Consider the following 14,278-nt stretch of genomic DNA (forward strand, 5'->3'; position numbering starts at 1 on the left):
TTATTTTTCCTTCTTATTTCATTGTATTCGGCATAGCTTGTCGTTCTATTTCCGGCATAAAACCGCCCCCGGCAATCGCTCCTGTTCCCTCAACAGGTTGCATAATGCCATTCGGTAAGGCATCAGGATCGCTCATTTCAACTTTAGGTGAAGAACACGCTGCTAAAACTACCGACATAGACAACGCAAATAAACATTTATTCATAATAAATCCCATTATTTCAAAATAAAGTAAGCCGCCACCGCAAGCGCAACGACCGACCAACCAATAATTTCAATCGATTTACGTAATTTAACCGCAAATTTTTCTCCGCCCCATGCAGCTAATTTTGCGACAAGCAAGAAACGCACCGCTCGGGAAATAAATGCGGTCAGTACAAATGGGAAAAATGCCATTTGCATCACGCCGGCACAAATCGTAAACACTTTATAAGGAATCGGGCTGAAACCGGCAACAAAAACGACGAGTACGCCCCATTGCTCAAACCATTTTATCGCCGTTGCCCAATGGTCGCCATAGCCCCATTGTTGCACGATACCCTGTACCCAGTCCGTAGCAAAATAACCAATAGCATAACCCACCATACCGCCGAGAACGGAGGCGATTGCAGTATAAAGCGCAAATTTGACCGCACTTTTGGGCTTCGACATCGACATGGGAATCAACATCACATCCGGCGGAATCGGGAAAAAGATCGCTTCAATAAAACTCACAAAAGACAGCCAAAACGTTGCAAAACGATGTTTCGACCATTCCATGGTTTTATCATACATTGCCCCAAAAATATTCATTCTATTCACCTTTGATTGTCATTGAGACAAAACTCCGCATTATTCACGTTCCAGCCAATCTTGTAAAGCCTGAATTGAATGGTGGGCGGTCATATCGGCTTGAATAGGGGTAATCGAAACATAACCGTTTTTTACCGCATGGAAATCCGTTCCCTCTTGCTCGTTTTCCGGTAAACCGGCAGGGCCAATCCAATAGATGGCTTCACCACGGGGATCTTCTTGTTTAATCACTTCTGCCGCAGAAGAACGATAACCTAAATGGCAAACTTTATAGCCTTTGAGTTCGTCATAAGGTAAATCAGGAACATTAATATTAATAATTTCACGGGGATTGACTAACCGATTATGTAATTTAGGAATTAAATCCGCCACAACCCGAGCCGCCGTTTCATAATGTTGGCGACCGTCTAAGGATACGGCAATTGAAGGCAGTCCCAAATGACGCCCTTCTAGTGCTGCCGCCACTGTGCCGGAATAAATCGTGTCATCGCCCATATTACAACCCGCATTAATGCCCGATACAACCAAATCCACTTGACCGGATAAAAAACCATTTAATGCCAAATGCACACAATCCGCCGGCGTTCCGTTAATACAATAATCACCGTTATCTAAATGGCGCGGACGTAACGGTTCAACTAAAGTTAAGGCACTTGATGCCGCACTTCGATTACGATCCGGGGCGACTATCACTACATCGGCAAACTTGCGTAATTCCGCCGCTAAAACTTGAATGCCTTCTGCGTGAAAACCATCATCATTACTTAATAAAATTCGCATTATGCTTCCTTATAATTCACTAATTCTCGAATAAGTGCCGTGGCATAGCTGCCTGACGGCAAATAAAAAGAGAGTTTTAATCCTTCCTCAATAAATTGCCATTGGAAATTCTGTGCCCGCATTAACAGTGGACGGCGCGCCGCTTTCATTTTTTCTTGTTTCATCAAAGGTGAAAAGGCATTATGTTGTTCCACAATGGCATTTTCAATATTTGAGCTCACAAGATTTTCTTCCCCGATTAACGGAGCGGTGAGTAAAATATCTCGTGAATCTAACCGCACTTGTAATGCAGCTAAATCTTCCGATTCATCCGCTTTAAACCAACTGTGCGAACCATTTAATTGCACAATATCATTTGGCAAAATTTGTTGGGCAAGCCCCTGCTCAATGCGTGCCGCTACCACTAAATTAAAAATCTCACTACGTGCTGCAGAGAGGTAAAAACTGCGTTTTTTGCGATCTTTCACCTTAATTTCGCCTTGTGCCCAACGTAAGGCTTGTGTGAGATTATGACCGTCACGCCCAAAGCGTTGTTCCGTAAAATAATTGGGAAAACCAAAATTTGCCACAAAATTTAACCGAGTGTTTAACTCATCGCTTTCCTGTGCGTCACGCAGCAAAATTTCAAAATAATTGCCTTGTAAACTTCCCGTGCGAATTTTGCGATGATGGCGGGTGACCGCTAAAATCTCTACGCCTTCCACGTCAAATTGAGTGAAATCCGGCGTTTCCCGTCCGGGCATTTGCAGGCAGAACCATTGTTCCGTTATCGCTTGGCGATCCTTTAAACCGGCATAGCCCATATTTCGTTCCGGCACGCCGGCAAATTTTGCCAGTTTTTCGCCGACAAATAGGGTGTTACAACCGGTTTTTCGTACTTTTACCGCCACAAATTCCCCTTCCTCCGACATGTCATAGCCAAGATCTTCAATCACTATAAAATCAGCACATTCTTGCTTTAAAAGTGCGGTGGATTTTGGCGGCGTTTTTAAGGTGAGATAAGGGAGTTGTTCAAGCATGATTTTGACGTGTATTGTTAGGTTTTGCGAGATTTTATGCGACTTTTGTAGATTTATCCACTAAAATAACCGCACTTTTCACGCCAACTAAGGAATTTACTATGACTGATTTTGTCGCCCTTCAAGCAGAAACACGGGAAATTATCACCGATTTATTAAATGACGGCAGCGATCCTTCCGCCCTGTATATTATTGAACATCATGTGTCACACTATGATTTTGATTTATTGGAAAAAATTGCCGTAGATGCGTTTAAAGCCGGCTATGAAGTCTCCGAGGCGGAAGAATTTGAAGATGATAATGGAAAAGCCATTTTCTGTTTTGACATCATCAGCGAAGTGGAATTAAAAGCAGAAATTATTGATGCCCAACAAAAAGAAATTTTGCCGTTAATTGAAAAACATAAAGGGATTTATGACGGTTGGGGAACCTACTTTGAAGACCCGAGTGATGATGAGGACGAATACGGCAACGATGGTGAATTTTTTGATGAGGATGAGGTCGAAGAATCACGTTTACACTAATTGACTAACCTGACCGCATAAATAAAGTGCGGTCATTTTTTGGAGAAATTTATGAAACTAAAATCATTCGGTCTCATACTATTAGCGTTACCCTTTAGTACCTCAGTCTTAGCAGAAAATGCCGTCGCCCGGCAAACCAATATTGTTTCATTTAATACTGAAGCAGAAAAAAGCATTGAACGTGATTTATTAAATGTGCGTTTATTTTATCAAGTTGATGGAAAAGATTTAGCGGACTTAAATAAGACGATTTCAGAACGTTTAAATAAAGCGGTCGGCATTGTTCAAAAACAAAGTGCGGTGGAAATTAAAGGTAATTCCCGTAATACTTCTGTTCGTTACAATAATGAAGGGAAGAAAACAGGTTGGATTGCCCGCGCCGATCTTGTGTTGGAAAGTAAAGATTTCCAAGCCTTATCAGAGGTGCTCAATTCACTTGATGGCATTCTTGCGATTGAAGATGTAAATGCCACTATTTCACCGGAAAAATTAATGAGTGTAGAAAGCGAATTAACACAGGCTGTTATTGAAAAATTTAAAAATAAAGCGACATTAATTCAACATTCATTACAAATGAACAATTACCGTATTCTTAATTTAGACATTTCATCGGTGAATGAATCGACAGCAATCCGTCCTTACACCTCATCACGTGCGGCTAAAGTGGCAATGTTGTCCTCCGATACCGCACCGAATGCTTTTTTAGAAAACGGAAAAGAAGCGGTACGGGTTCAGGCAACCGCACAAATTGAATTACTTAAAGATTAATTTTCTATACAATTATTTTTTCTTCTATACAATGGCAGCGATTTTCAAACAATAAGGAAACCCTCATGAATGTAGCAAAAAATGTGGTGGTAGGCATTGCTTACCAAGTTCGTACCCAAGATGGCGTATTGGTGGATGAAGCACCAACAAATCAACCTTTAGAATATTTACAAGGTCACAATAACTTAGTGATTGGTTTAGAAAAAGCCCTAGAAGGCAAAGCGGTAGGCGATAAATTTGAGGTGCGTGTTCAACCGGAAGAAGGCTACGGCGAATACAATGAAAATATGGTTCAACGCGTACCGAAAGATGTTTTCCAAGGTGTCGATGAATTAGTAGTGGGAATGCGTTTCTTAGCTGATACGGATATTGGACCTGTTCCGGTAGTCATTACCGAGGTGGACGGCGATGAAGTCGTGGTGGACGGTAACCATATGTTAGCCGGTCAAGAATTACATTTCACCGTTGAAGTTGTCAGCACACGTGAAGCCACATTGGAAGAAATTGCGCACGGTCACGTTCACGGTGCGCAGGGTCATCATGATAGCGATGAAGAAGTCCATGGCTGTGGTTGTGGCGGTCATCATGACCACGAGCATGGACACGGCGGCTGTTGTGGCGGTGGTCATAAGCACGATCATCACGGACATGGCGGTTGTGGCTGCGGCGGTCATTAATATTTAACGTAAAAATCTGAAAGACTGAGACGGTTTACAAAAATCCTCAGTATTATTGCTTAATTATTAGGGACGCACTGCATGGCGTCCCTAATATTTTGTACTATCTTAATATCAGTAACTAAAATCTCCTTTATGCCAAATTTCGATGACTAAGCTAAGCTAAGCTATTGATATTTTCAAACTCAGGCTATTTCAATCTTAAAGTTTTTTATCGTCCGACAGCTCCCATAAAATAGCCCTTGCTTTATTTAACAAGGGCTTTAGTATTTATATTTTACTTCTTCGTCACCACACTCGGAATTAATTTTTCCGCACCTTTTAATTTACCATACACCTCTTCGCTCAAACCGTGTTTTTTTCCGATGTCGTCTGCGTTATTGAGCGTGACAAAAACCGCACCGTTGTCATCTTCCCAAACTAAGGCTTTGAGCGGGAGATCTATAGCGAGGGTAGGGGCTTTAATCATCATTGGTGTACCTATGGTAGGCATGCCAAAGATTACCACGCTCGCAAACGGCATCGTTAAGCCTTTATCTTTCGCGGCAGCTTGGTGATCAATCACGGTAAAGACACTCATGCCTTTTTCGGTGACGGCATTTTTGATTTTTTCTACCGTTTCCACAGCAGTGTATTCACTTTTGACAGTTTTCATAGAATCGTTCTCTGCATGAGCTACAAATGCAGTGGTGATGAAAGGAATCGCTAAAAGTAAGGTTTTGAGTTTCATATTTACTCCTGTTTGATTGATGAGAATCGCTTGAAATTGTAAAAGATTTGTTACTGACTTTTCAGTGCTTGTTTGTAAAACTTGCTGTGTATTAGTCCTATAATAAAATAATGCCTTATCATTTACAAACAACTGACAAACGTTGAATAACCTATTACTAAAGACTTTAGCGGACACTTTCTTCAACCTTGCGGACGAGAAAAAAAGTTGCAGAACAAGAAACATGTTTTACCGAAGATGCACACGTTACCACCTATATCGGCAGTAAAATGTTTACGAAAATGCACAGCCGAGCATATTTATTGGTTGCAAAAAAATCGGCGAAACAATTATTGGCAAGCGATTAATTTTAGAAGCAAAACGGAAATTGGTGCACTGCGATAAAAGTGTACAGAAGTCAGTGATATGTTGGGGTTTCAAGAACACGTACATTTTGTCAAATTTTAAAAAACCAACCTATTGCCCCAAAAACGTTTCGAGAACGACATTAAAGTGCGGTCAAAATTTATAGGAAATCAATCTAGTCTAAAAAATGCGCTTGGTTTGAAATAGAGCGAGTCGCATTCGGGAAAACCATTTTGCGGTTGCGGGTTACGCTGCGAACATAATTGAAGTGTAAAAAAGGCAACATTCCGTTGCCTTGTCTTTTTTGATTTTTATTCCGTTGCCTCTTTCAAAGGAACTTCCGGATCCGGTTGACCGGTAATTCGATTGCGTAAGTCACGACGGATAATTTCAATCGTCCAAAACCAGAAAATATGACCGACTAATTCGGAAATATGTTCGTATAACGGCCATTCCGCAACCGGAGGCGTTAAACCTAATACCGGGAACGTGATGTAGTGTACACAGATATTTGCGATGATACCTGCACCGATACCTTGCCAGAATTTGATTTTTGGGAAACGTTCCGCTACTAAGCAATAACCGATAGCGAACACTAATGAGAAAATGATGTGTGTCACACCAATCCAGTTAAAGGCATGATCTGCAAAAGTAAACGCCGCTTCTGTCGGATCAATGCCTAAATAATCACGCAAGAAAACGTGTGGCGGGTTTAAGAAAGCACGCGAACAAACTTGCAATACCTGATCTTGGGTCAATCCCGTGATGTCCACTTTACAAGCCGCAGCGAAGAAATCAATCGGGCTGCGTGGCGGGAACGGATGCTCCGCACCCCATTTTACAAATGCAGAGATAATACCTGCAATGATACCGACAAGAATCGCCACACTATAACGGCGGCGGTTTGGCGGAGTTTGAGTGAAAATACCTGACATATTTTGCTCCGAAGATGTAAGAAAAAATTAACCGCACTTGTGATTCAATATCACCAAAAAGTGGGCTGCAACATTTCGCCGCTTAAATTACCGAACATTTATTTTTGTTATCGAAAAAAATAAATCACCGATAATTAATGGCAAAACGTGGCTTTAAATTCTTCACCAATTTAAATAAACAGTCAAGATTTAAAGCTATTTCCTACTCAAAAAAGAGTATTTACCCCAAATTTTCCGGCATGATGTAGCAATACACAGTTTAAAGAAACGGAGAAAATACGATAAGCCCTCTCTGTTATAAAAATGCGCCCGTTACGTTCAACATAACGGGCGCAGGCGTTAATCTTGATTCAACAAAAATTATAATTTTGCCGCCAACATCGCCTCTAATTTCTCTTGATCAACGGCGAATTTACGAATACCTTCAGCCAATTTTTCTACCGCCATGGCATCGCTGTTATGTTGCCAATAAAATTCGGCTTCAGTGAGCGGTTGAGGTTTTGCTTTGACTTCACCTTTGAAGTCAAGTTTACGCTCAAGTGCGGTTGAATTTTCTTGCAATTCTTTGAGTAACGGCGGCGCGATGGTTAAACGATCACAGCCGGCTAATTCAATAATTTCACCCACATTGCGGAAACTTGCCCCCATCACCACGGTGTTGTAACCGTATTCTTTGTAGTAATTATAAATTTTGGTAACGGAAATCACGCCCGGATCTTCCGCAGGTGCATAATCTTTTTTATCACTGTTTGCTTTATACCAGTCTAGAATGCGTCCAACAAACGGTGAAATTAAATATACGCCCGCTTCGGCACAGGCACGCGCTTGCGCTTCGGAGAATAATAAGGTTAGGTTACAGTTAATCCCCTCTTTTTCAAGAATTTCTGCGGCACGGATACCTTGCCATGTTGAAGCGATTTTAATCAAAATACGATCATTGGAAATGCCTGCGGCATTGTAAAGTGCGATCAGTTTACGGGCTTTTTCAACGGTGGCTTGCGTATTGTAAGAAAGGCGGGCATCTACTTCTGTCGAAATACGTCCCGGAACAATTTTTAAGATTTCTAAACCAATATTTACCGCTAATTTATCTTCCGCATCAATCAGTTGTTGTGTTTTATCATTGCTTTGTGATTTTGCATAACTCACGGCTTCATCAATTAACGGCGCATATTGCGGTAATGCCGACGCGCTTAAAATTAAAGAAGGGTTGGTTGTAGCATCTTGCGGTTGATATTTTTTGATGGCTTCAATATCGCCGGTATCCGCCACTACCACAGTCATACTACGAAGTGAATCTAATTGAGTTGTCATTGTCTTCTCCTTAGTTTTGATTGATGGGCGTTACGATAGCATAAATTGAATTTAAAGTGATAGTAAGAAATCGCAATAGATCGAATAGTTTTACAGGAGAAAAAGAAGGATTTTTAGTTTTTTATCAAAACTGTGATCGATATCACCTTTGTTGGGAAATAAAGCCTTTACAAATTTAAACATTTAAGATAAATCAATAAATTCAACGATTTTAATAATGATGATTTCACAACAATTAACCCCAAAAGGAGTGACTATGCAACGTAACCTACTCAATAAATGTATCTTTTTCTCCCTCACTTTGGCGCTCTCCGGCAGTCTTTATGCCGCTCAAGTTCCAGTGGGAAGCGATCTTGCCCCGGTACAAAATATTGTCATTAATAACGGTTCGGAACCACAAAGTTTTGATCCGCACAAAACTGAGGGCGTACCGGAATCACAAGTGCTTTATCAACTATTTGAGGGGTTAATAAGCACCAATTCGGACGGTGAATTAGTACCGGGGGTAGCAGAAAGTTGGGAAAGCTCACCGGATTATAAAACTTGGACGTTCCATCTTCGCAAAGAGGCGAAATGGTCAAACGGTGATCCTGTTACCGCCCAAGATTTTGTGTATTCTTGGCGCCGTTTAGTCAATCCAAACACCGCCTCGCCTTACGCCAGCTTTTTAGACTACATGCAAGTGGTGAACGCGCAAGATATTATTGACGGCAAGAAAAAACCGGAAGATTTAGGCGTTGAAGCCAAAGACGATTACACCTTTGTAGTTTATTCCTCCAATCCCGTACCTTATGCCGCCGGTTTAACCACTCACCAATCTTTATTACCTGCCCCACAAAAAATCGTTGAAAAATTTGGCGATGCTTGGGTGAAAAAAGAAAATATTGTGACCAATGGTGCTTACAAACTAAAAAATCACATTATCAATGAAAAAATTGAGTTTGAACGTAACCCGCTTTATTGGAATGATAAAGAAACCGTAATCAACACGGCGACTTTCTTAGCAATCGAAAATCCGAGTACCGATGTTTCCCGTTATCGTGCCGGGGACTTAGATATTACTCACTATACGCTTCCCCCTGAACAATTTGCTAAGTTGAAAAAAGAATTACCCGATCAAGTGTTCACCGCTCGGGTTTTATCAACTTATACTTATGAAATCAATAATCTGAAAGCGCCTTTCAATGATAAACGGGTACGCCAAGCCTTAAACTATGCCCTTGATCGTAATGTGATTACAGATAAAGTGCTGGCGCAAGGTCAAACACCAACTTACGTTTTCACGCCACCTTATATTGCAGAGGGAGAACAAATCCAACAACCGGCTTATTCCCAACAACCAATGGCAAAACGTAATGAAGAGGCGATTAAATTATTGGAGGAAGCAGGTTTCAGCAAATCTAATCCGTTGAAATTTACCATTCTTTACAACACCAACGAGAACCATAAAAAAGTGGCAATCGCCGCCGCTTCTATGTGGAAAGCCAACACCAAAGGCTTAATTGAGGTGAAATTAGAAAACCAAGAATGGAAAACTTACATTGATAGTCGCCGTGCCGGTCGTTACGATGTGGCCCGAGCAGGTTGGCTTGCAGATTACAACCAAGCGACCACTTTCGGTAACTATTTCTTATCGACCTCCAGTAACAACACGGCAAAATACGCCAATGCGGAATATGATAAGGCAATGGCGGAATCTTATTTAGCCAGTGATGCTAAAGGCCGTGCGCAAGCCTACGCAAAAGCAGAAGCGATTTTGTCGAAAGATTTCGCTATTGTGCCGGTTTACAATTACGTTAATCCGCGTCTGGTAAAACCTTATGTGGGCGGTTATACCGCTAAAGATCCGCAAGATCATATTTTATTGCGTAATCTTTATATCATTAAACATTAAGAAAAAGTGCGGTTGGAAAAACGATTGTTTTTTTGACCGCACTTTTATTTTTATAAAATCCTTGCCTGATAAACAAGGAAAGAAAGTATCGCTGTGATATTTGGGGTTGGAGTAATCATGTTCAAATTTATTCTTAAACGCGTGTTGGAAGCGATTCCAACCCTGTTTATTTTAATTACTTTTTCTTTTTTCCTCATGCGTTTGGCACCGGGCAGCCCTTTTACTTCCGAACGCGCCTATCCGCCTGAAGTGATGGCAAATATTGAAGCAAAATATCACCTAAACGAACCGCTTCACAAACAATATGTACGCTATTTGGAAAACTTGGCGAAAGGTGATTTCGGCCCTTCGTTTAAATATAAAGATCAATCTGTGAACGATTTAATCGGCGCGGCATTTCCGGTGTCCCTAAAACTCGGCAGCATTGCTTTTTTGTTTGCCCTCACCCTAGGTATTTCTGCCGGCACAATCGCCGCACTAAAACAAAACAGTCGGTGGGATTACATTTTGATGAGTATCTCAATGACAGGGGTCATTATGCCCAGTTTTGTATTCGCCCCTCTCCTTGTATTGTTTTTTGCCATTTGGCTTGGTTGGTTGCCTGCCGGCGGTTGGAATGAAGGCGCCTTGCCTTATTTAATTTTACCGGTTGCCTCACTCACTATCGGCTATGTGGCGGGAATTGCTCGGATTATGCGGGGTTCAATGATTGAAGTGCTTCATTCCAATTTTATTCGCACCGCCAAAGCCAAAGGGCTTTCTACCCGTCGAATTATTTTAAAACACGCACTGCGCCCTGCACTTTTGCCCGTCATCACTTATCTCGGCCCCGCATTTGTGGGCATTATCACCGGTTCAATGGTAATCGAAAGCGTGTTCGGTTTACCGGGCATGGGTAAATTATTTGTGAATGGCGCACTGAACCGTGATTATTCTTTAGTATTAAGTTTAACCATTCTGGTTGGCACGCTGACTATTTTGTTTAATATGATTGTCGATATTTTATATGCGGTCATTGACCCGAAAATTCGTTATTAGGAGTGTGCAATGAGCCAACCGATTAACCAAAAAAATACTGAATTTGTGGAACAACTTGCAGAACGTGTGGAGGAAATGCAGCTTGAGGGGCGGAGCCTCTGGCAAGATGCGAAGCGCCGTTTCTTCCGCAATAAAGCCGCCGTAGCCAGTTAAATTTTATTGGCACTCATCGTATTGTTTATCACTTTTGCGCCTCTATTTTTTCCCTTTACCTATGAAGATACGGATTGGAATATGATGGGCGTTGCCCCGACTACGGAGGGATTGCATTTCTTCGGCACAGATTCATCAGGCCGTGATCTTCTGGTTCGGGTTGCTATTGGCGGGCGGATTTCCCTGATGGTGGGGATTGCCGGTGCGTTAATTTCGGTGATGATCGGGACAATTTATGGCGCGATTTCCGGCTACTTTGGCGGCAAAATTGATATGGTGATGATGCGATTCTTAGAAATTCTCAGCTCATTCCCTTTTATGTTTTTTGTGATTTTGCTGGTCACTCTTTTTGGGCAGAATATTTTATTGATCTTCATTGCCATCGGTGCGATTGCCTGGCTGGGTTTGGCTCGGATTGTACGCGGTCAAACCCTTAGCCTCAAAAACAAAGAATTTGTCGAAGCCGCTATTGTATGCGGTGTGCCGCGCCGCCAAATTATTCTCAAGCACATTATTCCCAATGTATTAGGTTTAGTCGCGGTCTATGCCTCTTTGGAAGTGCCGGGATTAATTTTATTTGAATCTTTCTTGAGTTTTTTAGGTTTGGGAACACAAGAACCAATGAGCAGTTGGGGCGCATTATTAAGTGATGGCGCGGCACAAATGGAAGTTTCCCCTTGGCTTTTAATCTTCCCTGCCTTCTTCCTCTGTTTAACACTATTTTGTTTTAACTTTATCGGCGATGGCTTACGCGATGCGCTCGACCCGAAAGATCGCTAGGAGAGGTTTATGGAAAAACAACATCAAAATCAACCGCACTTATTGGCTGTGCAAAACCTCTATGTCAATTTTCATACGCCTGACGGTATTGTTACGGCGGTAAATGATCTCAATTTCACCTTAGATGCCGGACAAACCCTCGGCATTGTGGGAGAATCCGGTTCCGGTAAATCCCAAACGGCCTTTGCTTTAATGGGTTTGCTTGCAGCAAACGGGAAGGTTTCCGGTTCAGCCTTATTTAACGGCACGCAACTGGTCAATTTACCGACGGCACAACTTAATAAAATCCGAGCAGAACAAATTGCGATGATTTTCCAAGATCCAATGACATCCTTGAATCCCTATATGAAGATAGGCGACCAATTAATGGAAGTCTTGATGTTGCATAAAGGTTACGACAAACAAACTGCATTCAATGAATCGGTAAACATGTTGGACGCAGTGAAAATGCCGGAAGCCAAAAAACGTATGGGGATGTATCCGCACGAATTTTCCGGCGGGATGCGCCAACGTGTAATGATTGCCATGGCATTACTTTGCCGCCCCCAATTACTGATCGCCGATGAACCGACCACCGCACTGGATGTGACGGTACAGGCTCAAATTATGACCTTATTAAATGAACTCAAACGGGAATTTAACACGGCGATTATTATGATCACGCATGATCTTGGTGTGGTCGCGGGGATTTGTGATCAAGTGCTTGTGATGTATGCCGGTCGGACGATGGAATACGGCACGGCGGAACAAATTTTCTATCATCCGACCCATCCTTATTCCCTCGGGCTGATGGAAGCGATTCCCCGCCTTGACGGTAAAAATGAAACACTCGTCACAATTCCGGGAAATCCGCCAAATTTGTTACATTTACCGACAGGCTGTCCGTTTTCACCCCGTTGCCATTATGCCGAAGCACAATGCAAAACTGCGCCAAAACTGACCACACTTTCCCAAGGGCGTTTACGGAATTGCTGGATTCCGCCGGAACAATTTGAAGGACAACACTTATGATTAAAGAGAAAAATCTGTTATTAGAGGTCAAAAATCTGGGCGTATCTTTCAAAATTAAAAATAATAAAGCCCTCTTTTTTGCTAAACCACAAACCTTAAAGGCGGTGAAAAATGTGTCTTTTCAACTTTATGCCGGCGAAACCTTAGGTGTCGTAGGGGAATCGGGCTGTGGAAAATCCACCCTTGCCCGTGCCATTATTGGCTTAGTGGAATCAAACGAAGGCGAAATTGTTTGGCTGGGCAAAGATTTACGTAAACAATCGCCCAAACAATGGCGTGATACACGCAAAGATATTCAAATGATTTTCCAAGATCCGCTCGCCTCGCTCAATCCTCGCATGAATATTGGTGAAATTATTGCGGAGCCGCTCAAAATTTATCAACCACATTTGAATGCAGAACAAGTGAAAGAAAAAGTGCAAGCGATGATGTTAAAAGTGGGGTTATTGCCAAATTTAGTCAATCGCTATCCGCACGAGTTTTCCGGCGGACAATGCCAGCGCATCGGTATTGCCCGTGCATTAATTATTGAACCGAAAATGATTATTTGTGATGAGCCGGTTTCCGCATTGGATGTATCTATTCAAGCCCAAGTGGTGAATTTATTGAAATCATTACAAGAAGAAATGGGGCTGTCGCTAATTTTTATTGCCCATGATCTTGCGGTGGTAAAACATATTTCCGACCGTGTACTGGTGATGTATTTAGGCAATGCCATGGAATTGGGGAGTGACGATGAAGTGTATAACCACACCAAACACCCCTATACCAAAGCATTAATGTCCGCCGTACCGATTCCCGATCCCAAATTGGAACGAAACAAAAATATTCAGCTGTTAGAAGGCGATCTTCCTTCACCGATTAACCCGCCTTCAGGTTGTGTATTTCGAACCCGATGTCCGCTGGCAGACGAACATTGTCGTTTACAAAAACCGTCCTTTCATAGCGACAACGGGACACATTTTGTGGCGTGTTTAAAAGCTTAATAGGCAAAGTGCGGTAAAAAAATCTGTTATTTTTTAACTTGCTTTTGCTCTACATAGAAAATAAAAAAGTTGGCATAAGCCAACTTTTTTATTCTGTTCTAAGATAAATTATTTTTTCAACAAATCACGAATTTCAGTAAGTAATTTTTCTTCGTTTGAAGGTTCTGCCGGTGCAGCTTCAACCGGTTTTTTCAATTTGTTGATACCTTTTACCATTAAGAAAATTGCAAATGCAATAATGACGAAGTCGAAGACGTTTTGAATAAACATACCGTAGTTCAATGTTACTGCCGGAATATCACCTTTTGCCGGTTCTAAAATAAATTTTAAATCTTTAAAATCTACGCCGCCGGTTAAGATACCCAGTACAGGCATCACAACATCACCCACAAGTGAACTTACAATTTTGCCAAACGCACCACCGATAATTACACCGACAGCCATATCAACAACATTGCCACGCATCGCGAATTCACGAAATTCCTTTATAAAGCTCATAAGTTTTTCCTTTTACTTATAGTTAAAGACATGG

Annotated in this window: 16 protein-coding genes and 1 pseudogene; 9 read left to right on the forward strand and 8 right to left on the reverse strand. The window is 41.8% G+C overall.

Annotated features, from left to right (window positions below; all coding sequences use genetic code 11):
• Positions 1–13: 13 nt before the first annotated feature.
• The 4 genes from PNEUHYL_RS12090 to truD are packed head-to-tail and all read right to left on the reverse strand — an operon-like array spanning position 14 to position 2,591.
• Entirely contained in the window at positions 14–205 is a 192-nt protein-coding gene (locus PNEUHYL_RS12090; RefSeq protein ID WP_059368617.1) for a hypothetical protein, read from the reverse strand.
• Between the two features lie 11 nt (positions 206–216).
• Positions 217–792 (reverse strand): YqaA family protein, encoded by a 576-nt coding sequence (locus tag PNEUHYL_RS12095; RefSeq protein WP_059368618.1) that lies wholly within the window; start codon positions 790–792, stop codon positions 217–219.
• Between the two features lie 39 nt (positions 793–831).
• Complete coding sequence (gene surE / locus PNEUHYL_RS12100) at positions 832–1,572, reverse strand: 5'/3'-nucleotidase SurE (RefSeq protein ID WP_059368619.1); 741 nt, start codon at positions 1,570–1,572, stop codon at positions 832–834.
• Positions 1,572–2,591, reverse strand: coding sequence for a tRNA pseudouridine(13) synthase TruD (truD, locus tag PNEUHYL_RS12105; protein WP_059368620.1), 1,020 nt, complete (start codon positions 2,589–2,591; stop codon positions 1,572–1,574). Before truD ends, surE begins: the two co-directional genes overlap by 1 nt.
• Before the next feature lie 101 nt (positions 2,592–2,692).
• On the opposite strand from truD, the gene rraB reads away from it, so the two are divergent.
• The 3 genes from rraB (at position 2,693) to slyD (ending at position 4,560) form a co-directional block, all read left to right on the forward strand.
• Positions 2,693–3,115, forward strand: coding sequence for a ribonuclease E inhibitor RraB (gene rraB / locus PNEUHYL_RS12110; protein ID WP_059368621.1), 423 nt, complete (start codon positions 2,693–2,695; stop codon positions 3,113–3,115).
• 51 nt (positions 3,116–3,166) lie between these two features.
• A complete protein-coding gene (locus PNEUHYL_RS12115) occupies positions 3,167–3,883 on the forward strand; it encodes an SIMPL domain-containing protein (RefSeq protein ID WP_059368622.1) in 717 nt (238 codons plus the stop codon).
• A gap of 65 nt (positions 3,884–3,948) precedes the next feature.
• Positions 3,949–4,560 carry a peptidylprolyl isomerase gene (gene slyD, locus PNEUHYL_RS12120; protein ID WP_059368623.1) on the forward strand — a complete coding sequence of 204 codons (612 nt, stop codon included), beginning with the start codon at positions 3,949–3,951 and terminating at the stop codon, positions 4,558–4,560.
• A gap of 277 nt (positions 4,561–4,837) precedes the next feature.
• Here slyD and PNEUHYL_RS12125 read toward each other — a convergent pair whose 3' ends face one another.
• The gene (locus PNEUHYL_RS12125) at positions 4,838–5,290 is read right to left on the reverse strand and encodes a DUF302 domain-containing protein (protein ID WP_059368624.1); all 453 of its coding nucleotides are present in this window, start codon (positions 5,288–5,290) and stop codon (positions 4,838–4,840) included.
• Between the two features lie 188 nt (positions 5,291–5,478).
• Here PNEUHYL_RS12125 and PNEUHYL_RS13505 point away from each other — a divergent pair, with 188 nt between their 5' ends.
• Positions 5,479–5,637: a hypothetical protein gene (locus tag PNEUHYL_RS13505; RefSeq protein ID WP_157888083.1), complete on the forward strand. Its 159-nt coding sequence runs from the start codon at positions 5,479–5,481 to the stop codon at positions 5,635–5,637.
• Between the two features lie 309 nt (positions 5,638–5,946).
• Here PNEUHYL_RS13505 and PNEUHYL_RS12130 read toward each other — a convergent pair whose 3' ends face one another.
• Positions 5,947–6,570: a YagU family protein gene (locus PNEUHYL_RS12130; protein ID WP_059368625.1), complete on the reverse strand. Its 624-nt coding sequence runs from the start codon at positions 6,568–6,570 to the stop codon at positions 5,947–5,949.
• A gap of 360 nt (positions 6,571–6,930) precedes the next feature.
• Positions 6,931–7,884 carry a transaldolase gene (gene tal / locus PNEUHYL_RS12135; protein ID WP_059368626.1) on the reverse strand — a complete coding sequence of 318 codons (954 nt, stop codon included), beginning with the start codon at positions 7,882–7,884 and terminating at the stop codon, positions 6,931–6,933.
• Positions 7,885–8,140: 256 nt separating this feature from the next.
• Between tal and PNEUHYL_RS12140 the strand changes: the two genes are divergently transcribed.
• The 5 genes and pseudogenes from PNEUHYL_RS12140 to oppF all read left to right on the forward strand — a co-directional run bounded on the left by PNEUHYL_RS12140 (position 8,141) and on the right by oppF (position 13,746).
• On the forward strand, positions 8,141–9,778 hold the full coding sequence (locus PNEUHYL_RS12140; protein WP_059368627.1) for an ABC transporter substrate-binding protein: 1,638 nt from the start codon (positions 8,141–8,143) through the stop codon (positions 9,776–9,778).
• Between the two features lie 117 nt (positions 9,779–9,895).
• The gene (gene oppB, locus PNEUHYL_RS12145; RefSeq protein WP_059368628.1) at positions 9,896–10,816 is read left to right on the forward strand and encodes an oligopeptide ABC transporter permease OppB; all 921 of its coding nucleotides are present in this window, start codon (positions 9,896–9,898) and stop codon (positions 10,814–10,816) included.
• Positions 10,817–10,825: 9 nt separating this feature from the next.
• Positions 10,826–11,749 (forward strand): annotated as a pseudogene (gene oppC / locus PNEUHYL_RS12150) (oligopeptide ABC transporter permease OppC).
• A gap of 9 nt (positions 11,750–11,758) precedes the next feature.
• Entirely contained in the window at positions 11,759–12,760 is a 1,002-nt protein-coding gene (gene oppD / locus PNEUHYL_RS12155) for an ABC transporter ATP-binding protein (protein WP_059368629.1), read from the forward strand.
• Positions 12,757–13,746: a murein tripeptide/oligopeptide ABC transporter ATP binding protein OppF gene (oppF, locus tag PNEUHYL_RS12160; RefSeq protein WP_059368630.1), complete on the forward strand. Its 990-nt coding sequence runs from the start codon at positions 12,757–12,759 to the stop codon at positions 13,744–13,746. The genes oppD and oppF overlap by 4 nt, the downstream gene beginning before the upstream one ends.
• A 108-nt stretch (positions 13,747–13,854) precedes the next feature.
• On the opposite strand, the gene mscL is transcribed toward oppF, so the two are convergent.
• Positions 13,855–14,244, reverse strand: a complete 390-nt coding sequence (mscL, locus tag PNEUHYL_RS12165; protein ID WP_059368631.1) for a large-conductance mechanosensitive channel protein MscL — start codon at positions 14,242–14,244, stop codon at positions 13,855–13,857.
• Positions 14,245–14,278 lie beyond the last annotated feature (34 nt).

The organism is Rodentibacter caecimuris (assembly GCF_001019715.1).
Lineage (GTDB): Bacteria > Pseudomonadota > Gammaproteobacteria > Enterobacterales > Pasteurellaceae > Rodentibacter > Rodentibacter caecimuris.